Source organism: Corallococcus macrosporus DSM 14697 (assembly GCF_002305895.1).
In the GTDB taxonomy this organism is placed as follows: domain Bacteria; phylum Myxococcota; class Myxococcia; order Myxococcales; family Myxococcaceae; genus Myxococcus; species Myxococcus macrosporus.
In genome coordinates this window covers 900,112-921,476 of sequence record NZ_CP022203.1, presented here as the reverse complement: position 1 = coordinate 921,476, position 21,365 = coordinate 900,112, and the positions used below count along the sequence as shown (strand labels likewise).

Genomic DNA, 21,365 nt, shown 5'->3' with positions numbered 1-21,365 from the left:
CGCGCTCAACGGCGGCGCAGGCCGTAGAGGGACATGACGAGCTGCTCGAAGGTGCGCGAGGGCAACACCGCCTTCGCCACCACGGCCACCCGCTGCGCCAGCTGGGCCACCGGGTAGCGCACGCGCGGGGCGCCGCGCTCCATCACCTCCAGTACCTTCTTCGCCACGGCCTCGGCGGCCAGGCCCTCGCGCTCGCCGCTCTCGATGGCCCTCAGCACGGCCTCGAAGCGCTCCCGGTACGCGGAGCCCTCTCCCGCCTTGGCGACGCACACGCGGTTCTGGGTGATGTGTGTCCGCACGTCTCCGGGCTGCACCAGCGTGGCCTCGATGCCAAACTCCGCCACCTCCTGGCGCAGCGCCTCGGTGAAGCCCTCCAGGGCGAACTTGCTGGCGCTGTAGAGCGACTGGAAGGGCAAGCCCACCTGCCCGCCCAGGGAGCTGACCTGGATGATGCGGCCGGAGCGCCGCTCGCGCATCGACGGCAGCACCGCCTTGCACACGCGAAGCACGCCCAGGAAGTTGGCGTCGAGCTGCGCGCGCGCTTCCTCGATGGAGGTGTCCTCGGCGGCCCCCGCGAGCGCATGGCCCGCGTTGTTCACCACCACGTCGATGCGGCCCTCTCGCGACAGCACCGTCTCCACGGCCCGCTGCACGGAGTCATCCCGGGTGACGTCCAGCGCCAGCATCCGGTAGCCCGCCGGCGCGGGCTCCACGGGGCGGCGGCTGGTGCCGTAGACGGTGTGGCCGCGCGCGCTCAGCAGCTCCGCGCACGCCTTGCCGATGCCAGACGACGCACCGGTGATGAGAACGACACTTCCCTGCGAACCGGACATCCATGCTCCGTGCGACAGTCTTCCTGGCGCACAAACCATGGCTGCCCGGGGCCCGACAAGAGACTCACACCCCGCGTCACGAGGGTGCCCGGTGACTCAGACAACCGTCTTGCGAGCCGGTGCCGCGACGCCCGGCCGCGCGTCCTCTCCGGGGATGACGACCTGGTGGCGCTGCACCTCGCGCACCATGAAGAAGGCGGCGGCGGACAGCACGCCCAGGTCATCCAACCAGCCGAGCAGCGGTAGCACGTCCGGAATCGCGTCCACGGGCGACAGGAAGTAGACCACCGCCAGGACGCCAGCGAGCTTCCGCCAGAGCGCCACGTGCGGGTCGCGGACGTACCGGAAGAAACGGCTCCCCATTCCACGAAGGCCTGCGATGTTCATACCTACCTCTACGGATGAGGGGCCCGGGTGATTGCGGCCCCAGCCCACACCCAGCGTATGCCGTCCGGCCGCCCGAGGGACAGCCAGGCTCAGTCCGGCGTGTCTTCCAGCACCATCGCGCGGCCCACCACCTCCAGCCTCGCCCGGTCGCCCGCGCGCAAGGGCAGCTCCGGCGCGCCGCGCACGGTGAGCTCCAGCCCGTTGCAGGCCACGGTGAACTCGGCGGCGGGGCCCTGGAACTCGCGCGCCAGCACCTCCGCTCGCAGCGCGCCGCCCACCGCGACGCCGTCCGTGTCCGGCACCAGCCTCATCGCCTCCGGCCGCAGCGACAGCAGCACGTTGCCCTTCGCTGGCGCGCCCGCCACCGGGAGGATGCCGAGCAGCGTCCGGGCCCCGTTGCCGAAGCCCACGCCCGGCAGCAGGTTGGTGCCGCCCAGGAAGTACGCCACGAAGGCGGTGCGCGGCGTGGCGTAGACGGCCTCCGGCGTGCCCACCTGCTCCACCTTGCCTGCTCGCATCACCGCCAGCCGGTCCGCGAAGGCCATGGCCTCCTGCTGATCATGCGTGACGAGCATCACCGTGGCCCCCAGCGACTTGAGCACGCGCCGGACCTCCATCCGCGTGGAGGCGCGCAGCGCGCTGTCCAGGCTGGAGAAGGGCTCGTCCAACAGGAGGACGCGAGGCCCCGGCGCCAGCGCCCGGGCCAGCGCCACGCGCTGCTGCTGCCCACCCGAGAGCGCGTGCGGCATGCGCGACTCGAAGCCCTCCAGGCCGAAGAGCTTCAGCATGTTGGTCGCGCGGGCGCGGGCCTCCTGGCGCGACATCGCCGTGAGGCCGAAGGCCACGTTCTCCACCACCGACAGGTGCGGGAAGAGCGCGTAGTCCTGGAACACCATGCCCACGCTGCGCTGCTCGGGTGGCACGAAGGCGCCCGGGCCGGCCAGGGTGCGGCCCTCCAGCGTCACGGCGCCTGCGTTGGGGCGCTCGAAGCCCGCCACCAGCCGCAGCGTCGTCGTCTTGCCGCACCCTGACGGGCCCAGCAGCGCCAGCACCTCGCCGGGCTCCACCGACAGGGACAGGTGGTCCACCGCGGCGGTGCCGCTGGAGGCGTAACGAAGGGTGACGTCTTCAAGCGAAAGCAGAGGCATGACAGGCGGCGCACCCTACCGCGTTCCCGCGGGCCCGGGCGCTTTGGCTCAACCCGAAGACGCGCCGCCCTCTTGCGACACGAGCAGCCCCACCCCCAGCGTGGAGACGGCCATCAGCACCAGCGCCGGCAACGCGGCCTCGGCGAAGAGGCCCTCGGCGGTGGCGCTCCAGACGCGCGTGGCGAGCGTCTCGAAGCCAATGGGGGCCAGCAGCAGCGTGGCGGGCAGCTCCTTCATCGCCGTGAGGAAGACGAGCGCCCCGCCCGCCAGCAGCCCCGGCCGCAGCAGCGGCCCCGTCACGCGGCGCAGCACGCCCGACGGAGGATGCCCCAGCGACGCCGCGGCCTCCGGCAGGTGCGGGTTGAGCTGGAGCAGCGAGGCGCGCACCACGCCCACCGCCTGCGGCAGGAAGCGCACCACGTAGGCCAGCACCAGCATGCCCAGGGTGCCGTAGAGGAAGGGCACCGCCTGCACGCCCAGGAAGACGAGCGACAGCGCCAGCACGATGGGCGGCAGCGCATAGCCCGCATAGGACACGCGCTCCAGCGCCACCGTGAGGCGGCTCGGGTAGCGCACCGCGAGGAAGGCCAGCGGCAGCGCGCCCACCACCGCCGCCACCGCGCCCAGCATGGAGGCGCTCACCGAGTTCCACGAGGGGCCCATCATCGGCCCCGTGTCCACCGCCAGCCCCTGCACGCCCCAGTAGACGAGCACGCCCACCGGCAGGCCCACGCCCACCGCCACCACCGCGCCGCACAGGAGCAGCGCCGGCACGCGCCAGCGGCCCAGCGTGACGAGCGCCGCGGCCCGGGCCGCGCCCTTCGCGCTGCGGTGGTAGCCCGCGCGGCCGCGCAGCCACAGCTCCAGGGCGAGCACGCCCACCGTCACGGAGACCAGCGCCAGCCCGAGCAGCGCCGCGTAGCTGCGGTCATACGCGCCCTCGTACTGCACGAAGATGGCGCGCGAGAAGGCGTCGTACTGCAGCAAGGCCACCGCGCCGAAGTCGGAGAGGACGTACAGCCCCACGAGCAGCGCGCCGGACGCGAAGGCGGGGCGCAGCAGGGGCACGGAGACGCGGAAGAAGGCCCGGGTGGGCGAGAGCCCCAGGCTCCTGGCGCCCTCCAGCCACGCGGGGTCCTGGGACAGCAGCCCGGCGCGCAGGGCGAGGAAGAAGTACGGGTACGTCGACACCGACAGCGCCAGCAGCGCGCCCGGGAAGCCATACACGGGCGGCACGGGGAGGCCCCAGCGCGTCAGGGGCGCCTCCAGCGCGCCGCCCACTCCGAACGCCGCCAGCAGCACGTAGCCGCTGACGAACGTGGGCACCGCCAATGGCACACACAACAACACCGTCCACAGACGGCGCCCCGGCAGGTCCGTGCGCGCGGTGAGCCAGGCCAACGGCAGCGACACCAGCGCCGCGCAGCCCGTCACCGCCGCGGCGAGCCCCAACGTGCGGCCCAGCAGGCCCCACGTCCTGGCTCGCAGCAGCAGGCCCCATGCGTCCGCGTCCGCCTCCGCGGCGCGCACGCACAGGTACACCGCGGGCACCAGCGCCAGCGCGGCCATGGCCACGCCGGCCACCCACAATCCCACCGGGGCACGACGCTGCATCAGAGGACGCCGGTGTCCTGGAGCAGCTTCACGGTGCCGCGCAGGTCATCCAGCCTGGACAGGTCCAGGTCGGGCGAGCCCACCTTGTCGAGCGGGGGCAGGCCTTCCGCCAGCTTCGCGCCGGCCACCAGCGGGAACTCGGACGTCTCCTTCGCGAAGTACGCCTGCGCCTCGGTGTCCAGCAGGTACGCGGCCAGCTTCTTCGCCGCCGCCGGGTTCTTCGAGCCCTTGAGGATGGCCACGCCCGCCACGTTCACCAGCGCGCCCGGGTCCCCCGCCGCGACGAAGTAGTTGGCCACGGGCAGGCTCGGGTTGTTCTTCTTCGCGGAGAACAAGTAGTAGTGGTTCACGAAGCCCGCGTCGATTTCACCGCGTCCCAGCGCCTCGATGATGGCCGAGTTGTTCTTGTAGACGCGCGGCGAGTTGGCCTGGATGCCCTTGAGCCACTGCGTCGCGGCCTCGTCGCCCTTGAGCAGCCGCAGCGCGGTGACGAAGGACTGGAACGAGGCGTTGGTGGGCGCCCAGCCCAGGCGGCCCTTCCACTTCGCGTCCGTGAAGCCCAGGATGCTCTTGGGCAGCGTGTCCGCCTTCACCTTCTTCGTGTTGTAGGCCACCACGCGCGCACGGCCGCTGGTGCCCACCCACACGCCCTGCGGCGAGCGGAAGCGCGCGTCCACCTTGTCCAGCGTCTCCTTTGGCAGCGCCTGAAGCTGGCCGGCCTTCGCCAGCGCGCCGAGCGCCCCCGCGTCCTGTGAGAAGAACACGTCGGCCGGCGTCTTCGCGCCCTCCTCCATCAGCGTGGCGGCGAGCTGCGACGTTCCGCCGTAGCGCACCTTCACCTCGACGCCCGTCTTCTCGGTGAACTTCTTGAAGAGCGGGCCGACGAGCTTCTCGTTGCGACCGGAGTAGAGGGTGAGCGTCTCCGCCGCGAGCGCGGGGGAGGCCAGGGTCAGGACCAGGGAGGTCAGGAGGAGTCGTACCATGGGTCGGCACCCTAACGGACGGCCTCCCCGGCTTCCACCGATTGCGATTGCGCGGCGGGCGCCTTGTGAAGCGCGGGACAGGGGATGCCAGCGTTCCTTCGCGGTCCGGAGTAGCGTCATGGGCCGCCACCTCCCGCCTCGTGGAGACACCATGCCGCGCCCGCTCCTCGCCGCCTGCTGTGCCGCCGCCCTGCTCGCCGCGCCCGCGGCCGTCGCGCAGGCGCAGTCAGCCCCGAAGCCCGCCGTCACCACGCCCAACCCGATGAAGGACGCCGCCGAGCGCACCCGGAGCGCGCTGCAGCTCGCGCCCGCGGCTCGTCCCGAGGACGTGCGCTCCATCGACTCCCTCATCGGCGCGCTGTACGACGTCATCAGCGGCCCGGCGGGACAGGCGCGGGACTGGACGCGCTTCCGCTCCCTCTTCCACCCCGGCGCGCAGATGATTCCCATCCGCCGCCCGAAGGACGGCAAGGGAGCGGCGGCCACGCCCTTCACGCCGGATGACTACGCCACCTCCGCCGCGGTGGCGTTCGACAAGCGGGGCTTCTTCGAGAAGGAGACGCGCCGGGAGGTGTCTGGCTATGGGGACATGGTCCAGGTGCTGAGCGCGTATGAGACGCGTGAAGTCGCCAGCGGGCCGGTGATGGCCACGGGCGTCAACAGCCTGCAGCTCGTCTTTGACGGGCAGCGCTGGTGGATTCTCAACATCGCCTGGACGGACGACAAGGCCGCCGGGGTTCCCGTGCCGAAGGTCTTCACGCGGAAGTAGAACGCGCGCCATGGGTGACGCGCCCCTGCGTGATGTGCTGGTCGTGGGCAGCTATTGCCATGACCTGCTCCGGCTCGGCCCCGGGCGGGAGACGCACGCGCTCGGCGGGTCGGCGGCGTACATCGCTTCCGTGTTGGATGCGATGGGGCTGGACTACGCGGTGGCCGCGGTGGCGGGCGAGGACTTCCGGTACGCGGACCAGGTCCGGCATCCGCCGCGCATCGTTCCGGGGACGCGCACCACGCAGTTCATCGCGGACTTCGACGGTGAGGCGCGGACACTTCGCGTGAGCGCGAAGGCTGCGCCGATTCTCCCGGAGGACATCACCGTGGACGCGCGTGTGGCACTGGCGTGTGGCGTCGCGGGCGAGGTGCTGCCGGAGACGCTGCTCCGCGCCGCCGAGCGGGCGCGGCATGTGCTGGCGGACGCGCAGGGGCTGCTGCGGGCGCTGGATGACGACGGACGGGTGCTCAATCTGCGCTTGGAGGACACGCCGTTTGAAGGGCTGCTGGAGCGACTCCGGGTGCTGAAGGCCAGCGAGGAGGAGGCCCAGGCGATGGACATCGAACGGGTGCGTCAGCGCACGTGCCTGGTGGTGACGCGCGGGGCGCGGGGCTGCACGGTGCTCACGGCGGAGGCGCGCATCGATGTGCCCACGGTGGCCGTGGAGGCAGTGGATGCCACGGGCGCGGGGGACTGCTTCCTGGCGGGCTTCACGTTGGGGCTGCTGCGAGGACTGCCGCTGGAGCGCTGCGCCTCGCTGGCGAACTGGTTTGGCGCGCAGGCGGTGACGCAGGTCGGTGTGCCGAAGCTGGATGTCAGCCAGCTTCCGGTGGAACTGCGCTAAGCAGCCCACAATGACAAACGGGCATATAGCCACTTCCCTGTTGTGTGCGTTCGCAAGCCTGGCATTGGGTTGCTCCAGTGGCACGCGGTCCACCGTGAAAAGGAGCACGCCCTACGCACTTACATCCTGCTCCGACACCGTGTCGTGTTGCCTCCAACGGTTTCCCGGCATGCCCGAAGCATGTGGCCTTTCCGCGGCCGAGGCTGCCGTGCTCATGACAGGTGCCCAAGCCGCGACGGATACCGCGCCCGTCGCGTGGGACGACTCGCACAACGCGAACCTCCCAGAATGGAAGCGAACATGCATTCGTGCGTATGGCGACTGCAAACAGGAAGGTTGGAAGGGCCCATGCTACGCCTGCTTCCAGCTCTGCGAGGGTCAGCACGAATGGCCCGGCGACAAGTGCTATCCCGTGGGAAAGTAACGCATGGCTGACGACCTCGATTGGGACCCGATTCGCGCTCTGGCACGACGAGTGCTGCGCGATGGAGAACCCCTGGCGCTCACCGCCGAGGTGCGAGACCTCCTGGTGCGAACGGCTCTCGAAGTGGGCCTCAGCCAAGCCGATGCGGCATCTGCCCTCGTGTCGAGCACGAGCGCACTGGAACTCCTCCGCGAATGCTCGAGTCGCATCAGCGAGGGGTCCAGCCGCATGGTGAACGCGCTTCACCGGATGTACCAACACAAGCGCGCCGGAGACCTCGACAGCGCCCGCCAGGAAATGCGTGACGTGTTGGCCGCTGAAGTGGTCCCCCATTACCGCGCCGTTGCACAAGGCCAGCTCAACCTATTGGATGACGAGCCTTGAATGACAACGGGGACGCGACTTCCGCCGCGTCCCCGTCAGTCAACCTCTCGCGATTCAGCCAGCAACTCAGCCCTGCGTGGGCTCCTCGCCGCCGGGGGTGCCACCCTCATCGGATGCCGGGGCCGCCTCGGCCGGCGCCGCGGTCTCACCCGCAGCCTCCGCCGGAGCAGCAGCCTCCGTCGGAGCAGTGGCCTCCGCGGCCGCCGGAGCACTGGCTTCCACCGCGCCCTCGACCGGCGTCACCGCCTCGCCGTTCTCCTCCGCCTCATCGCTCTCGGGCAGCTTGGAGATGGCCATGACCTTCTCCTGCTCGTTCTCCAGCGCAATCAGCCGCACGCCCTGCGTGTTGCGGCCGATGACGGAGATCTCCTTCACCCGCATGCGGATGAGCATGCCGCCGTTGGTGACAATCATCACCTCGTCCGACTCCTTCACCTGGAGCAGACCCACCACCTTGCCGTTCCGCTCGGTGGTCTTGATGTCGATGATGCCCTTGCCGCCACGGCCCTGCTGCCGGTACTCGGTCTCCTGCGTCCGCTTGCCGTAGCCGTTCTCCGTCACCGTGAGGATGGCCGTGTCTGCCTCCACCATGTCGGCGCCCACCACCTGGTCGCCGTCCTCCAGCGTGATGCCCTTCACGCCGTAGGCCTGGCGGCCCATGGAGCGAACCTCCGACTCCGGGAACCGGATGCTCATGCCCGACGCCGTCGACAGCAGGATGTCCTTGCTGCCGTCGGTGATCATCACCGCCACCAGCTCGTCCCCGTCGTCGATGCCCAGCGCGATGATGCCGCTGGAGCGGACGTTCTCGAACGCGCTCAGGTCCGTGCGCTTCACCACGCCGCGCTTGGTGACGAAGAAGACGTAGCGGTTCTCCGGGAAGTCCCGCGTCACCAGCACCTGCGCCAGCCGCTCGCCCTCGCCGAACTGCACCAGGTTCACCATGGCCTTGCCGCGCGACGTGCGGCTGGCCTGCGGAATCTGGTGCACCTTCAGCGAGTACAGCTTGCCCTTCGTGGTGATGGGCATCAGGTACGCGTGCGTGCTGGCCACGAACAGCTTGCTGACGAAGTCGTCTTCCTTCGTCGCCGCGCCCGTCTTCCCACGCCCACCGCGCTTCTGCGCCCGGTACTCGGTCAGCGGCGAGCGCTTGATGTAGCCCGTGTGCGACAGGGTGACGACCATCGCCTCCTCGGCGATGAGGTCCTCGCGGGTCATCTCATCCACGGCGCCGGTGATTTCCGTGCGGCGCTTGTCGCCGTAGCGCTCGCGAATCTCCACCAGCTCCGTCTTGATGACGTTGAGCAGGCTGCGCTCGTTGGCCAGGATGTCCCGCAGCCGCGCGATGTCGCGCACCAGGCCGATGAGCTCGCGGAACAGCTCCTCGCGCTGCAGGCCGGTGAGCCGCTGCAGGCGCATCTCCAGGATGTTCTGCGCCTGGCCCTCGCTGAAGCCCGCGCCCTCGTACTTGTGCGCCAGGCCCGCGTAGCTGGGCTCCTCGTTGCGCGCGCGCGAGACGAGCAGCTCCATCTGTGCCTTCGCCTGCGCGTAGTCGATGCGCTGGAGGGTCGCGAAGCGCTCGTGCTCGTACAGCGCGGGCGACAGGATGTTCATCAGGCCCCAGCGCGCCTCGTCCGGGTCCTTGGACGCGCGGATGAGGCTGACCACCAGGTCGATGAGGTCCTGCGCGACGAGCAGACCTTCGACGATGTGCATGCGCGCCAGCGCCTTGCGCAGCTCATAGCGCGTGCGGCGCGTCACCACGTCGCGGCGGTGCGCGATGAACCGGTCCAGCATCTCCTTCAGGTTGAGCGTGCGAGGCTGGCCCCCGTCGATGGCCAGCATCACCGCGCCGAAGGTCGTCTCCAGCGACGTCATCGCGTACAGGTTGTTGAGCACCACCTGCGCAATCGCATCGCGCTTGAGCTCGATGACGATGCGCATGCCCTGGCGGTCGCTCTCGTCGCGGATGTCGCTGATGCCCTCCAGCTTCTTCTCGCGCACCAGCTCGGCGATCTTCTCGATGAGCCGCGCCTTGTTCACCTGGTACGGAATCTCCGTGAAGATGATGGCCTCGCGGTCACCCTTCTTGGAGGTCTCGATGTCCGAGCGCGCCCGGATGGTGACCTGGCCGCGGCCCGTCTCGTAGGCCCGGACGATACCCTCGCGCCCGGTGATGATGGCGCCGGTGGGGAAGTCCGGACCGGTGATGAACTCCATCAAGTCACGGACGGTGCAGCCCGGGTTGTCGATGAGGTGCAGCGTGCCGCTGATGACCTCGGTCATGTTGTGCGGCGGGATGTTGGTGGTCATGCCCACCGCGATGCCGCTGCTGCCGTTGACCAGGAGGTTGGGGAACTTCGACGGGAGGACGAGCGGCTCCTCCAGCGAGTCGTCGTAGTTGGGACCGAAGTCCACCGTCTCCTTGTCGATGTCCGCCAGCAGGTCCTCCGCCAGCCGCTCCATGCGCACTTCCGTGTAACGCATGGCCGCCGGCGAATCGCCGTCCACCGAGCCGAAGTTGCCCTGGCCATCCACCAGCAGGTAGCGGAGGCTCCACTCCTGCGCCAGGCGCACCATGGCGTCGTACACCGACGAGTCACCGTGCGGGTGGTACTTACCGATGACGTCACCCACCACGCGCGCGGACTTCTTGTACGCGCGGTTGTGGAGGTTGCCCAGGTCATTCATCGCGTACAGCACGCGGCGATGCACGGGCTTGAGTCCGTCACGCACGTCGGGCAGCGCGCGCCCCACGATGACGGACATGGAGTAGTCGAGATACGAACGGCGCATCTCGTCTTCGATGTTGACGGGAATGAGCTCTCCAGCGCTGTCCGGGGGAGGAGGCGCGGAGGGCGATGCCGGCGTGTCGGTCGTGTCGTCAGCCATGAGCTCTGGAAGTCTGCGGAGGAGCCCGCCACAGGGGGCCGCCATCCAGTGAGTGAGCGTTCGTAACCCCTGGATTTCCCAGCGTCAACAGGGGAAACAGGGGGCCTTCACCCCGAACGGCGGGATGCCGGAAAGGGACTCTTTTTTGAACGCTTGAGCGGGCCTTTTTCAGCCCTGCGGACGCAGGGGAGCGGCCAGGCGCTCGGCCTCGGCGCCCACCGGCCCTTCGGGGTCCTTCTCCTTCGCTTTTTCGAACGACGCCAGGGCCCCGTCCCGGTCCCCCCGGAGCTTCAACGCCACGCCCACGTTGAGGTGCGCGGAGGCCAGGTCGCGGTCCATGGACACGGCCTCCCGGAAGAGCTCCAGGGCCTGGTCCACGTCGCCCGACAGCAGGGCCTCCTTGCCTGCCTGGACGCGCTTCTCCGCGTCGTTGACGAGCTCCACCTGGAACACGCTGCCGCCCACCACGTTGGCGATGAGCACGCGCAGGATGCCGCCCCAGTAGAACGTGAGCCCCTCCGCGGCCACCACGGCGGCGAGCGGCAGGTCCGGCAGGAGCTGCTTGCCCCGGAACTTGAAGCGCACCCGCGTGTAGCGGCCCTTGTTGGCCCAGTGGGCCATCTCCCCCTGGAGCTTGCGCAGCCCCTCTTCCAGGCGCTTGGGGTCGATTTCAAAGGGCATCACGCGGCCCGCGGGCTCGCCGGACGGCAGCGCCCTGGAGCCCGGGGTGGGCTCGTCGGCGAGCACGGGCTCGGCTTCCAGCACGGGGGGCCGGGGCGCCTCGATGACGGGCTCGGACGCCGGCGCGCTGACGCGTCGTGGCGCGGCACGGGACGACCGGGAGGCGGCCTTCTTCGGGGCAGCGGCCTTCTTCGCCGCTGCCTTCGACGCGGCGGGCTTCTTCGCCTTCGACGGACGCTTCTGGGAGGTGCGCTTGGCCATGGACATCACCTTAAACGAGCCACGGCGGCAACGCTTGCACGGCGCGGTCCGACCGTTACCGGAAACGCGGCGACTTCACGCCGCGCACGTCCCCTCCCGCCCGGGGCTCGGGGAAGATGGGGCCTCTTCCCGAAAGGCCCCCGCATGACTCGCGTCCGGCACGCCCTGCTCTCCGCCCTGCTCCTCGCCGCCCCCCTCGCCAGCGCCGCCGGCCCCATCGCGTCCGAGGACGCATGGCCGCGCATCCGCAAGGAGCGCATCCAGAAGCTGCTGCCCCAGGCCATGGCCCGCGCCAAGGTGGACGCGTGGGTGGTCATCTGCCGGGAGAACGACAACGACCCGCTGGCCATCCATGTCGGCTGTGAGAACGCCGGCGGCACGGCCGCCTTCCTGTTCTTCAAGCAGGGTGCGGCCGTGCGCGGCGTGGCGCTGTCCCCGGCGGGCGAGGCCACCGCGCTCCGGGACGTGGGCCCGCTCGACGAGGTGGTGCCGCTCGCGCGCGGCACGAATCTCTACGCGCAGGTGGCCTCGCGTCTGGCGGCGGCGAAGCCGAAGCGCATCGCCGTCAACTCGTCCACGTCGGTGACAGTGGCGGATGGCCTGTCCGCCACGCAGCGCGCGGCACTGGAGAAGGCCCTGACGCCCGCGCTGCGCAAGAAGCTGGTGTCCTCCGAGGACCTCGTCTCCGAGTGGCTCTCCGTGAAGCTGCCCGAGGAGGTGGACATCCTCCGCGAGGCCGCCGCGCTGACGTCCCAGATGCAGGAGGAGGCCTACCGCGCGGTGGTGCCAGGCAAGACGCGCGACGTGGACGTGGCCCGCTTCCTCCGCGGGCGCATGGCGGAGCTGGGCGTGGGCGACGCCTGGGCCCCGGACCAGAACCCCAACGTCCAGAGCGGCCCCACGCGTGGCCACTCGCACGCCACCGAGCGCGTCATCCAGCCCGGGGACTTCATCCAGACGGACTTCGGCATCCGGGTGGGTGGCATGTGGGTGACGGACATCCAGCGCTTCGCCTACGTGCTGGCGCCGGGTGAGACAAAGCCGCCCAAGGAGGCCCTGGAGAAGTGGGAGAAGGGCAAGAAGGGCAGCCGGATTGCGCTGGCCACGCTGAAACCCGGCGTGCGCGGCTGGGACGTGGACAAGGCCCAGCGCGACTGGATGCGCGAGGCGGGCTCGGCGCCCGTCATGTGGGGAACGGGGCACCCGGTGGGCTACTGGGCGCATGACGTGGGCCCGGCGCTCTCCGGCGCGCAGCAGGGCAAGCCCGCCGCGGGCCAGGCGGCGCGCATCGTCCGGCCGGGGCAGGTCTTCGCCTTCGACGGGTTCTACGCGTGGCCGGACGGCGACGCGGGCGCCCAGCGCATCATCTCCGTGGAGGAGATGGCCGTCGTCACCGAGACGGGTGCGGAGTACCTCACCCCACCGCAGGAGGACCTGGTGCTCATCCCCTCCCCGGGTCCTTCCCGCCCCGTGCCCTGAGACATGTGTCACGTGACAGTCCCGTGGGGGAAGCTCGGGTAGGATGCGCTGAACCGCTCGCGGAGATGGCCCGATGCAGAACGTGCTGGTGATTGACGACGATGCCTTCGTGCTCTCGGTGGTGCGGGACATCCTCCAGAGCGCGGGCTACGGGGTCGTGACGGTGCAGTCCCCCTCGGAGGCGTTCAACCTGGACCTGTCCAGCATCTGCGCCATCCTCTGCGACTACAACATGCCGGACATGAACGGCTCCGACGTGCTCACGGTGATGCGTGAGCTGAAGGACTGCCGGGTGCCGTTCATCTTCCTCACCGGACACGAGGAGCTGGATGACCTCGTGTCCGTGGCCATCCGCTATGGCGCGGAGCTGCTGCCCAAGCCCATCCAGCCCGTGGAGCTGGTGCGGTTGCTGGTGAAGCAGCTCGCGTCGGCGGCTTGAGCCTTCAGCGCGCCCGCGCTCAGCCGAGCACGGCCACCAACTGGCGGCACTGGGCCAGCAGCTCGCCCTCCTCGGTCCAGAGCTGCTGGAAGTCCTCGGAGTAGCCCTCCGCCGCCTGACGCGAGCGGCCCGTGCGCAGGAAGTAGGCGTCCTCGCGCAGCCCCGGACGCGGCAGCTCGTGGAAGAAGTGCACGGTGAAGTCCACGCTCGCCGCCGCGTGGAAGCCGTCCACGCGCGAGAGCACCGACGGCGGATAGGCGTCCATCAGCCCCACGCACAGCGGCGCGTCCAGCACCAGTGTGTCCTTGGGACGAAGCCACCCGCCCGTCTCCGCCACGTCCGCGCCGGAGTACGGCGCAGAGCCCACGCAGAAGCGGTACTCGAAGAACTGGCAGAAGGTGGGCATGGGCACGTCGTCCGGCACCGCGGGCACCTCCTGCGGACGCGGCACGACCGGACGCTTCACATCGAAGTACTCCGTCACCCCACCGCGTGACGCGCCGAACGTCGCCGTGGCCACGCACAACACCCCCGCCGCGCTCTCGACGCGCGCCGTGGCGTGCGTGACGAGCCGCCCCGTGCGCTCGATGCGCGTCTGGATTTCCGCGTCGCCCTCCACCGCGGGCGCGCAGAAGTGCGCGGTGAGCGTGCGCACGGGGCGCCCTGGCTGGCCCGCCTGCGACAGCGTGTGCTCCAGCGCGCGCAGCACCGAACCCGCGACGACGCCTCCGAAGGCGCCCTTGCCCTGGTACCAGGGCGCGGTGAAGCGGATGCCGTAACGGTTGGGGGCGAGCGGCTCGGGAGTGGTGGCGGCGAGGAAGGCAGCGGTCATGGCGCGCCGCAGCGTATCAACGCGCCCCCGACGTGTCCGGTCCGAGTCGCGCCCGGGCCCGCTCCCTGCTCAGCCGGACAGGCGCCAGTCGATCGGCGGGCGTCCGTGGGCCTCCAGCGCCTCGTTCACCGCGCTGAAGGGACGGCTGCCGAAGAAGCCGTTGCTGGCCGACAGCGGCGAGGGGTGTGTGCCCTCGATGACGACGTGCCGCTTCGCATCGATGAGCTTCTTCTTCTTCTGCGCGTAGCGGCCCCACAGCAGGAACACCACCGCGTCATCCTTGGCGCTCACCGCGCGGATGACGGCGTCCGTGAAGTCCTCCCAGCCGTGGCCCGCGTGGCTGTTGGGCTTCGCCTGCCGCACCGTCAGCACCGCGTTGAGCAACAGCACGCCCTGCCGGGCCCACGGAATCAGCGAGCCGTCCTTCGGGCGGGGCACGCCCACGTCGCTCTCCAGCTCCTTGAAGATGTTCACCAGCGAGGGCGGCGGCGCCACCCCGGGCTGCACCGAGAAGGCCAGGCCATGCGCCTGTCCCGGGCCGTGATAGGGGTCCTGCCCCAGCAGCAGCACCCGCACGTCCGGGTAGGGCGTGAGGCGGAAGGCGGAGAAGAGGTCCTCCTCCGACGGGTAGACGGTGGCCTCCCGCCGCTCCGCCTCGACGAAGCGCTCCAGCGCCTGGAACGACGGTGACGCCAGCGCCGCGCGCAGCGCCTGCTTCCAGTCCTCCGGCAGCCCATCCGCGAGCACACACGCCTCCCTGTCCAGTGGCGGCGGCATTGAAACACCGGCCCCAGGGAGCGCCCACTGCTTTCCACGCGTCCGCGCGGGAAACGGCCCATGGGCGGCCCCTGCCCCAGAAACCAGCCGAGCAGGCAAGGCCGGTTCTTGGGCCCTGGGGCCAGAGCGCGCTAGCCTGGGTGGCGCCATGACGATGTACACCGAGTCACTCCGCGCGTTCCTCAAGCCCGTCCTGCCCTACATGGATGACGAGGCCGTGTCGGAAATCATGATCAACGGCCCGACCGACATCTGGATTGAGCGCAAGGGCCGGCTCACGAAAGTGGACGCATCGTTCACCGACGAAGGCCTGCTGGGCGCCGCGCGCAACATGGCGCAGTTCGTCGGCCGCATGCTCAACGAGGAGCGCCCCCGCCTGGACGCGCGCCTCCCGGATGGCAGCCGTATCCACGTGGTGATTCCGCCCATCGCGCGCAAGGGCACCACCATCTCCATCCGCAAGTTCTTCAAGGAGAAGCTGACGGTCCAGTCCTTGATGAAGTTCGGCTCGCTCACCCCGCAGATGGCGCGCCTCATCGAGGCGGGCATCGCCACCAAGCTCAACATGCTGGTGGCCGGCGGCACGGGCTCCGGCAAGACGACGCTGCTCAACATCGTGTCGTCGCTCATCCCGGACGAGGAGCGCATCCTCACCATCGAGGACTCGGCCGAGCTCCAGCTCAACCAGTCCCACGTCGTCCCCTTCGAGAGCCGGCCGGCCGACAAGTTCGGCAAGGGCGCGGTGGACATGGGCGACCTGCTCCACTCCGCGCTGCGTCTGCGCCCCGACCGCATCGTCGTCGGTGAGGTGCGCGGCGGCGAGGCCTTCCACCTGATGCAGGCCATGAACACCGGCCACGGCGGCTCGCTGGCCACCACGCACGCCAACACGCCCACGGACACGCTGCGCCGCATCGAGTCGCTGTGCCTCATGTCCGGCGTGGAGCTGCCCATGGTGGCCGTGCGCGCCCAGGTGGCCAGCGCCATCAACTTCATCATCTGCTGCGAGCGCCTCCACGACGGCAGCCGCAAGACGATTGCCCTGTCGGAGGTGCTGCCCCTCAACGAGAAGGGCGACTACCGCACCCAGGACATCTTCGTCTTCACGCCCGTCACCAAGGACGAGGACGACCACATCCTGGGCTACCACGCGCCCACCGGCATCATCCCCAACTTCGTCAGCAAGGCCCGCGCGTACGGCTTCCATGACCTGGACGAGTCCTTCTTCGACCCGGCCACCTACGGCCTGCCGCCGCCGCCCACCTTCCACGCGGGCGAGGCGTACTCGGTGCGCTGGGCCCCGTCGCTGAAGCACCGCGAGTCCGGCACGCCCGACCCCGCCCACTTCAAGCAGGAGTGGGCCGCCTTCGAGCAGCGCCTCAAGCAGGAGGCCCGCGACGCCAAGGCCAGCAAGGCCGCCGCCGCCCCGCCGCCGCCCCCCGCGCCGGCCGTGCAGGTGCAGGTGCCCGCGAGCCACCCCACCCCGCCGCCCATGGCCCGTGCCCGGCCCGCGGAGCCGCCTCCGGCCGTGAAGCCCGTCACGCCCGTGGCCCGGCCCGCCGCCACGCCGCCGCGCCCGCCGCCCGCCCTGGACGACGACGCGACGCCGCCGCCCACGCGCAACCCCTTCGCGGACGCCCCCGAGGAGACGCGCACCGCCATCCCGGAGGCCAAGGTCGAGGTCTCCGAGGACCTGCTCGCAGAGGACGACGGCCCCCGCACGGTGCCCCCGCGCCGGCCGCCGCCCTTCACCCCGCCCGCGCGGGCGCCCGCGCCCAACGTGGCCACCGGCGCGCGCCCCGCCCTGGGCGCTCGCCGGCCGCCGCCGTCCCGCCCCTCGCCCGCCCTGGACGACGAGGACGAGGACACCGGCGGCGGGCAGAACGCCAGCGGCGGCTCGGAGAAGACGCAGATTCGGCCGGCGCCGTCGGAGCGGCCCCGGCGCTGACGCCACGCTCCGGCCCGGCGCGTCGGAGACGACCCCGGACCGGTGGGGCGGCCTCCCACCACGCGCGGTGCTGCCTGGCCTCGCCAGGAGGTCCCACCGGGCCAGGTGTGGCCTCCGACCCCGCGCGCTCCGCCCCGGTGGGTTTCACCCGAAGCACGGGCGGTGATTCCCGACCTTGCGAGGAGGTCCGGTCGGGGGGAAAGTGATTGGGTGTGGATCTCCCTCCTCGCCGCGCTCACCCTGGCCTCCCAGGCGCCCGCCGCGGCCCCCCCGCCGCCCCTCTCCGTCCTGGTCGCGCCGCCTGACGCGGCGGGGGCGCCCTCCCACGTCGTCGAGTTCGCCCAGGAGCACGTGGCCGAGCAGCTCCGGGCCCGCGGGCTGGTGGTGGTCCGAATCGAGGGCATCACCCGCAGGCTGACCGCGGCCAGGCGCCGCGCGCTGCTGCGCTGCAACCGCACGGAGGCCGCCTGCATCCGCTCGCTGGGCGCCGCGGGGAAGACGGAGCTCGTGCTGGTGACGGAGCTGGGCCAGCTCCTCAGCGGCTACCGCACGGGCGCGCGCATCTACACGTCCAATGACGGCGCGCTCGTCACCGAGCACCTCATCCCCGGCGTGCGCGAGGAGCAGCTCCTCGACGCGCTCACCCAGTCCGTGGACGCGGTGGTGTCCGTGGCGCGGACGGCCCTGCGCGGTCCCCCTCCGGCGCCGCCCCAGGCCGAGCCGCCCCCGCCCCCGCCCCCCGTGGCCGCGGTGGAGGCGGAGCCTCTGGCCCCTGAACCGGAGCCGGAGCCGGAGGTCATCCGCCCGCTGCGCCGCTGGTCCTGGCTGCCGGCCGCGGGCGGCGCGGCGCTGGTGGGCGTGGGCACCGTCTTCTACCTGCAGGCGGGCGACAAGTACGGCCAGTTGGACAAGGACGGCACGCCGGGCGCGCCGCTGGCCAATGGCGACGCGCTCGCGTCGTCCGGCCGCCGGGCGCAGACGCTGAGCCGGGTGGCCTTTGGCCTGGGCGCCGCGGGGCTCGTGGCGGGCGCGGTGATGTTCCTGCTGCCCGGTGAGCCCGCCTTGAAGGTGCAGCCCTCCGCCGCCGTGGTCCCCGGTGGAGGCATGGTGGGCCTGTCCGGGACGTTGCCTTGAACTCGAGGAGAGTCATGCGGAAGACCAGGATGGCCGGCGCCATGGGCACCTCGCTCGTGGCCGCGCTGGCCGCGGGGGCGTGCTACGACTTCGACGGCGCGCGGCAGCGTTGCAGCGACGAGGGACGCTGCGAGCCCAACGTCGCCGCCTGCACGCCCGTCCCTGGCGTGGACCTCCCCGACGACGCCTTCACCGACACCGACTGTGACGGCGTGGATGGCCAGGCGGACGCGGGCCTCTTCATCGACCCGGTGGATGGCGATGACGACGCGGGCACGGGCACGCGGCAGGCGCCGCTGCGCACCGTGGGCCGCGCGCTGGAGATGGCGCGCGCGCTGGACGGCGGCCCCGGCCACCTCTTCCTCGCGGGCGGCGCGTATGACGAGGCGGACCTGGTGCTGGACGTCCCCGTGTCGCTGCATGGTGGCTACGCCGGCCGCGGCGGAGGCTGGCGCCGCTCCGCGGACCGCCTGGCCCTGCTGGATGCCGGCACCCCGGGGTTGACGGTGCGCGGCCTCCGGGACGCGGGCGTGGTGCTGGAGTACGTGCAGGTCCACGCCGCCACCGCGACCGGGCCGGGCGAGCCCTCCATCGCCGTGCGCATGGTGGACTCCTCCGGCGTGCGCCTGCGCCACGTCACCCTGGCCGCGGGGCGCGGGGGCCAGGGCAGCGCGGGGCTGCCGGGCGACACCGGCCTGGCGGGGCCCGCCGGAGGGGCGGGACAGGACGGCGGCGTCGAGAACTCCAACATCGGCCGGGGCGGACAACCCGGTCCCATCACCTGTCCGGACGGGAGCGAGCCCCTTGGCGGAATGGGCATGCTGGGCGGCGCGGCGGGCACCACCGGCCGGGATGGCGGCGCGGGTGGCCCCGACGGCGCGGGCGGCGCGGGCGGCGCGGGCGGACCTTCGTCGGGATACACCGACTGCCTGGACGTGGGCGGCATGCGTGAGTGCGTCTGCCACCCGGAGCCGGGCAGCCCTGGACTGACAGGCGCGGACGGCGGTCCTGGCGAGGCGGGCCCCGGTGGCTCCGGACGTGGCCAGGTGGGCGGCGAGACGTGGGCCGCGGACCAGTCCGGCGAGCCGGGCGGCGCCGGGACCTCGGGCTTCGGCGGCGGTGGCGGTGGCTCGGGCGGGACCTGCGTCGACCCCGAGCTGAGCGTCGCCAGCGGTGGCGGCAGCGGCGCGGGCGGCGGCGGCGGGTGTGGGGGTGAGGGTGGCCAGGGCGGCGGCGGCGGCGGCGCCTCCATCTCGCTGCTGCTCGTCGGCTCCCAGGCGGCCGTGGAGGAAGGCAGCGTGATGCGGACGCTCGGCGGCGGCGCGGGCGGTGAGGGCGGCGCGGGTGGCCCCGGCGGAGCGGGAGGCGAAGGGGGCGCGAGCGGCGTTGGCGGGCGCGTCGAGGCGACCGAGGGCAACACGCGCTACCGGACCTATGGCGGCTGGGGCGGCCCAGGCGGCCCAGGCGGCCACGGCGGCCCGGGCGGCAGCGGCGGCGGAGGGGGCGGCGGGCCCTCGGTGGGCGTGTGGTGCGGCCCCAACTCGGGCGTCGTCTTCACCGAAGGGGGCGTCGCCTTCGAGCTGGGGCTGGGCGGCCCGGGCGGCGAGGGCCCCGGGCAGTTAGGAGCCCCGGGCGAGCAAGCGCCCCACATCGACTGCGTCTCCACCCCTCCCTAGCGTCCTGTGCCCGACGTTGAGGGGCCCGGCCGGGGGGCGCTTGCGTGCTGCGCCTGACCGCCCGCCGGGCACTCGGAGCCGGAGCACATCGCCCCACCCGGGTCCTCCTGCTACGCTGCTTCCCGGTTTGAGATGGCTTCCGAGTTGATCTGCGATACCTGCGGCCTGGCCGTACCTGGCGATACCACCGTGTGCCCGCGTGACGGGACGGTGGTGCTGTCGTCGTTCGACGTGCCTCCGCGCGCGGAGGAGCCGAACGTCGTGGTGCAGTCCGTGGAGCCCCCCGCGCCCGCGGCCCTGCACAAGGACCCGCTCATTGGCCTGAAGCTGGGCGAGTACGAGCTGCGCTCGCGCATCGGCGTGGGCGGCATGGGGCTGGTGTACGAAGGCATCCAGCCGCTCATCGGCAAGCGCGTGGCGGTGAAGGTGCTGCGGCCGGAGCTGGCCCACTCCACCGAGCAGGTGGAGCGGCTGCTGGCGGAGGCCCGCGCCGTCAACGCCATCCGCCACCGGGGCATCATCGACATCTTCGGCTTCGGCCAGGTGCCGGACGGCCGGCAGTACATCGTCATGGAGTACCTGGAGGGCCAGGCGCTCGACGCGGTGCTGACGGAGAAGAGCCGGCTGCCGGTGCAGGAGGCGCTGGCGCTGCTGGATGAGGTGCTGGCCGCGCTGGCCGCCGCGCACGGCGCGGGCGTGGTGCACCGCGACCTCAAGCCCAGCAACATCTTCCTGGTGCAGCAGCCGGACGGCTCGCGCTACGTGAAGGTGCTGGACTTCGGGCTCGCCAAGCGGGGCCAGGGCCCCACCGGCCGCACGGCGCAGACGCGCACGGACATGGTGGTGGGCACGCCGGAGTACATGGCGCCGGAGCAGGCGCGCGGCCAGGAAGTGGGGCCCATGACGGACCTCTACGCCCTGGGCGTCGTCACCTTCGAAATCGTCACCGGCCGGCTGCCCTTCGTGGGCAGCTCGCCGGTGGACCTGCTGATGAAGCACGTGGAGGCGCGGCCGCCCCGGCCGTCGGAGTTCGTCTCCGACTTGCCGCCCGCGCTGGACGCCTTCATCCTGCAGATGCTCACCAAGGACCCGGAGACGCGCCCCAACTCGGCGGACGCGCTGCGGCAGCAGCTCCACAAGCTGCGCCGCACCCTGCGGGCCTCCACGCGCTCCAACCCCAGCGCGCCCGCGCCCGGCTTCGAGAAATCCGCCGCCGCCGCCGCGGAAGCCGACTCGCGCCGCCCCACCACGCCGGTGCCGGTGCCGCCGGAGCTGAGCTCGGAGCTGACGTCCCAGGAGCTGCGCGCCGCGGGCGTGCGCGGCTCCCTGCGCAAGCACCTGCCGCTGGTGGGCGCCGTGGGCTTCGCCTTCGTGTTGCTCGCGGGCGCCGCCGCCGTCGTCATCCGGGGCTCGAACGCCCCCGCGCTCGTGCCGCCGTCCGTCGCGCCCGCGCCGGCCACGCCGCCTCCAGCGCCGGCTCCCGCCGAGGCCGAACGGGCTCCGGTGGAGGAGGTGCCGTTGCAGCCGCTGGTCGCCGCGCCCCTCCTCCCCAGCGCCACGCAGACGCCGCGTCCGGAGGCCGCGCGGCCCCGGCCCTCCCCCGGGGACACCCGCGTGGCGCCGCCCCGGCCCATGAGGGCGTCCGCGCCCTCGCTGGAGGACATCCTCCAGAGCATCGACCGGCTGGAGCGGCGGGTGGACCGGCTGGAGACGAGCGGGAAGATTGACGCCCCCAAGGCCAACGCCGCCCGCAACCTGCTGGCGAAGTACCGCGACGACGCGCGGGCCGACACCAGCGCCCCCGCCCGCATCGACCTGCTCAAGAAGGTGACGGGCGTGGCGGGGATGATTCGCTAG

18 protein-coding genes are annotated in these 21,365 nt (G+C 71.8%); 9 read left to right on the top strand and 9 right to left on the bottom strand.

The window, feature by feature from the left end:
- Positions 1–5 precede the first annotated feature (5 nt).
- The 5 genes from MYMAC_RS03960 to MYMAC_RS03940 all read right to left on the bottom strand — a co-directional run bounded on the left by MYMAC_RS03960 (position 6) and on the right by MYMAC_RS03940 (position 4,965).
- Positions 6–833, bottom strand: coding sequence for an SDR family oxidoreductase (locus tag MYMAC_RS03960; RefSeq protein ID WP_095957094.1), 828 nt, complete (start codon positions 831–833; stop codon positions 6–8).
- 96 nt (positions 834–929) lie between these two features.
- Positions 930–1,196: a YkvA family protein gene (locus MYMAC_RS03955; protein ID WP_204817726.1), complete on the bottom strand. Its 267-nt coding sequence runs from the start codon at positions 1,194–1,196 to the stop codon at positions 930–932.
- Positions 1,197–1,309: 113 nt separating this feature from the next.
- Positions 1,310–2,368 carry an ABC transporter ATP-binding protein gene (locus MYMAC_RS03950; protein WP_095957092.1) on the bottom strand — a complete coding sequence of 353 codons (1,059 nt, stop codon included), beginning with the start codon at positions 2,366–2,368 and terminating at the stop codon, positions 1,310–1,312.
- Between the two features lie 48 nt (positions 2,369–2,416).
- Positions 2,417–3,982: an ABC transporter permease gene (locus tag MYMAC_RS03945; protein ID WP_095957091.1), complete on the bottom strand. Its 1,566-nt coding sequence runs from the start codon at positions 3,980–3,982 to the stop codon at positions 2,417–2,419.
- A complete protein-coding gene (locus tag MYMAC_RS03940; protein ID WP_095957090.1) occupies positions 3,982–4,965 on the bottom strand; it encodes an iron ABC transporter substrate-binding protein in 984 nt (327 codons plus the stop codon). Before MYMAC_RS03940 ends, MYMAC_RS03945 begins: the two co-directional genes overlap by 1 nt.
- A 151-nt stretch (positions 4,966–5,116) precedes the next feature.
- Between MYMAC_RS03940 and MYMAC_RS03935 the strand changes: the two genes are divergently transcribed.
- From MYMAC_RS03935 to MYMAC_RS03920, 3 genes are all read left to right on the top strand, one after another.
- Positions 5,117–5,734 carry a hypothetical protein gene (locus MYMAC_RS03935; protein ID WP_095957089.1) on the top strand — a complete coding sequence of 206 codons (618 nt, stop codon included), beginning with the start codon at positions 5,117–5,119 and terminating at the stop codon, positions 5,732–5,734.
- A gap of 10 nt (positions 5,735–5,744) precedes the next feature.
- A complete protein-coding gene (locus MYMAC_RS03930; protein ID WP_095957088.1) occupies positions 5,745–6,581 on the top strand; it encodes a PfkB family carbohydrate kinase in 837 nt (278 codons plus the stop codon).
- A 427-nt stretch (positions 6,582–7,008) separates the two neighbouring features.
- Positions 7,009–7,389, top strand: coding sequence for a DUSAM domain-containing protein (locus tag MYMAC_RS03920; protein WP_013936084.1), 381 nt, complete (start codon positions 7,009–7,011; stop codon positions 7,387–7,389).
- 66 nt (positions 7,390–7,455) lie between these two features.
- On the opposite strand, the gene gyrA is transcribed toward MYMAC_RS03920, so the two are convergent.
- Both gyrA and MYMAC_RS03910 read right to left on the bottom strand, forming a co-directional pair.
- On the bottom strand, positions 7,456–10,281 hold the full coding sequence (gene gyrA, locus MYMAC_RS03915) for a DNA gyrase subunit A (protein WP_204817368.1): 2,826 nt from the start codon (positions 10,279–10,281) through the stop codon (positions 7,456–7,458).
- A 168-nt stretch (positions 10,282–10,449) separates the two neighbouring features.
- Positions 10,450–11,223, bottom strand: a complete 774-nt coding sequence (locus tag MYMAC_RS03910; RefSeq protein WP_095961461.1) for a tetratricopeptide repeat protein — start codon at positions 11,221–11,223, stop codon at positions 10,450–10,452.
- 144 nt (positions 11,224–11,367) lie between these two features.
- On the opposite strand from MYMAC_RS03910, the gene MYMAC_RS03905 reads away from it, so the two are divergent.
- Both MYMAC_RS03905 and MYMAC_RS03900 read left to right on the top strand, forming a co-directional pair.
- A complete protein-coding gene (locus tag MYMAC_RS03905; RefSeq protein WP_095957086.1) occupies positions 11,368–12,702 on the top strand; it encodes a M24 family metallopeptidase in 1,335 nt (444 codons plus the stop codon).
- A 73-nt stretch (positions 12,703–12,775) separates the two neighbouring features.
- Positions 12,776–13,141 carry a response regulator gene (locus MYMAC_RS03900; RefSeq protein WP_095957085.1) on the top strand — a complete coding sequence of 122 codons (366 nt, stop codon included), beginning with the start codon at positions 12,776–12,778 and terminating at the stop codon, positions 13,139–13,141.
- 19 nt (positions 13,142–13,160) lie between these two features.
- Here the strand turns inward: MYMAC_RS03900 and MYMAC_RS03895 are convergent, their stop codons facing one another.
- Complete coding sequence (locus MYMAC_RS03895; protein WP_013936089.1) at positions 13,161–13,973, bottom strand: acyl-CoA thioesterase; 813 nt, start codon at positions 13,971–13,973, stop codon at positions 13,161–13,163.
- Between the two features lie 69 nt (positions 13,974–14,042).
- On the bottom strand, positions 14,043–14,720 hold the full coding sequence (gene ung, locus MYMAC_RS03890; RefSeq protein WP_095961460.1) for a uracil-DNA glycosylase: 678 nt from the start codon (positions 14,718–14,720) through the stop codon (positions 14,043–14,045).
- Between the two features lie 178 nt (positions 14,721–14,898).
- On the opposite strand from ung, the gene MYMAC_RS03885 reads away from it, so the two are divergent.
- The 4 genes from MYMAC_RS03885 to MYMAC_RS03870 all read left to right on the top strand — a co-directional run bounded on the left by MYMAC_RS03885 (position 14,899) and on the right by MYMAC_RS03870 (position 21,365).
- Positions 14,899–16,698 (top strand): TadA family conjugal transfer-associated ATPase, encoded by a 1,800-nt coding sequence (locus tag MYMAC_RS03885; RefSeq protein WP_095957084.1) that lies wholly within the window; start codon positions 14,899–14,901, stop codon positions 16,696–16,698.
- Between the two features lie 210 nt (positions 16,699–16,908).
- On the top strand, positions 16,909–17,832 hold the full coding sequence (locus MYMAC_RS03880) for a hypothetical protein (RefSeq protein ID WP_013936092.1): 924 nt from the start codon (positions 16,909–16,911) through the stop codon (positions 17,830–17,832).
- Between the two features lie 14 nt (positions 17,833–17,846).
- A complete protein-coding gene (locus MYMAC_RS38275) occupies positions 17,847–19,508 on the top strand; it encodes a DUF1565 domain-containing protein (protein WP_204817366.1) in 1,662 nt (553 codons plus the stop codon).
- A gap of 132 nt (positions 19,509–19,640) precedes the next feature.
- Positions 19,641–21,365: a serine/threonine-protein kinase gene (locus MYMAC_RS03870; RefSeq protein WP_170114696.1), complete on the top strand. Its 1,725-nt coding sequence runs from the start codon at positions 19,641–19,643 to the stop codon at positions 21,363–21,365.

What these genes read in the sequence shown, in the direction of transcription:
- MYMAC_RS03960 (WP_095957094.1), bottom strand. Translation starts at nt 833, where the DNA reads ATGTCCGGTTCGCAGGGAAGTGTCGTTCTCATCACCGGTGCGTCGTCT.
- MYMAC_RS03955 (WP_204817726.1), bottom strand. Translation starts at nt 1,196, where the DNA reads ATGGGGAGCCGTTTCTTCCGGTACGTCCGCGACCCGCACGTGGCGCTC.
- MYMAC_RS03950 (WP_095957092.1), bottom strand. Translation starts at nt 2,368, where the DNA reads ATGCCTCTGCTTTCGCTTGAAGACGTCACCCTTCGTTACGCCTCCAGC.
- MYMAC_RS03945 (WP_095957091.1), bottom strand. Translation starts at nt 3,982, where the DNA reads ATGCAGCGTCGTGCCCCGGTGGGATTGTGGGTGGCCGGCGTGGCCATG.
- MYMAC_RS03940 (WP_095957090.1), bottom strand. Translation starts at nt 4,965, where the DNA reads ATGGTACGACTCCTCCTGACCTCCCTGGTCCTGACCCTGGCCTCCCCC.
- MYMAC_RS03935 (WP_095957089.1), top strand. Translation starts at nt 5,117, where the DNA reads ATGCCGCGCCCGCTCCTCGCCGCCTGCTGTGCCGCCGCCCTGCTCGCC.
- MYMAC_RS03930 (WP_095957088.1), top strand. Translation starts at nt 5,745, where the DNA reads ATGGGTGACGCGCCCCTGCGTGATGTGCTGGTCGTGGGCAGCTATTGC.
- MYMAC_RS03920 (WP_013936084.1), top strand. Translation starts at nt 7,009, where the DNA reads ATGGCTGACGACCTCGATTGGGACCCGATTCGCGCTCTGGCACGACGA.
- gyrA (WP_204817368.1), bottom strand. Translation starts at nt 10,281, where the DNA reads ATGGCTGACGACACGACCGACACGCCGGCATCGCCCTCCGCGCCTCCT.
- MYMAC_RS03910 (WP_095961461.1), bottom strand. Translation starts at nt 11,223, where the DNA reads ATGGCCAAGCGCACCTCCCAGAAGCGTCCGTCGAAGGCGAAGAAGCCC.
- MYMAC_RS03905 (WP_095957086.1), top strand. Translation starts at nt 11,368, where the DNA reads ATGACTCGCGTCCGGCACGCCCTGCTCTCCGCCCTGCTCCTCGCCGCC.
- MYMAC_RS03900 (WP_095957085.1), top strand. Translation starts at nt 12,776, where the DNA reads ATGCAGAACGTGCTGGTGATTGACGACGATGCCTTCGTGCTCTCGGTG.
- MYMAC_RS03895 (WP_013936089.1), bottom strand. Translation starts at nt 13,973, where the DNA reads ATGACCGCTGCCTTCCTCGCCGCCACCACTCCCGAGCCGCTCGCCCCC.
- MYMAC_RS03885 (WP_095957084.1), top strand. Translation starts at nt 14,899, where the DNA reads ATGACGATGTACACCGAGTCACTCCGCGCGTTCCTCAAGCCCGTCCTG.
- MYMAC_RS38275 (WP_204817366.1), top strand. Translation starts at nt 17,847, where the DNA reads ATGCGGAAGACCAGGATGGCCGGCGCCATGGGCACCTCGCTCGTGGCC.
- MYMAC_RS03870 (WP_170114696.1), top strand. Translation starts at nt 19,641, where the DNA reads ATGGCTTCCGAGTTGATCTGCGATACCTGCGGCCTGGCCGTACCTGGC.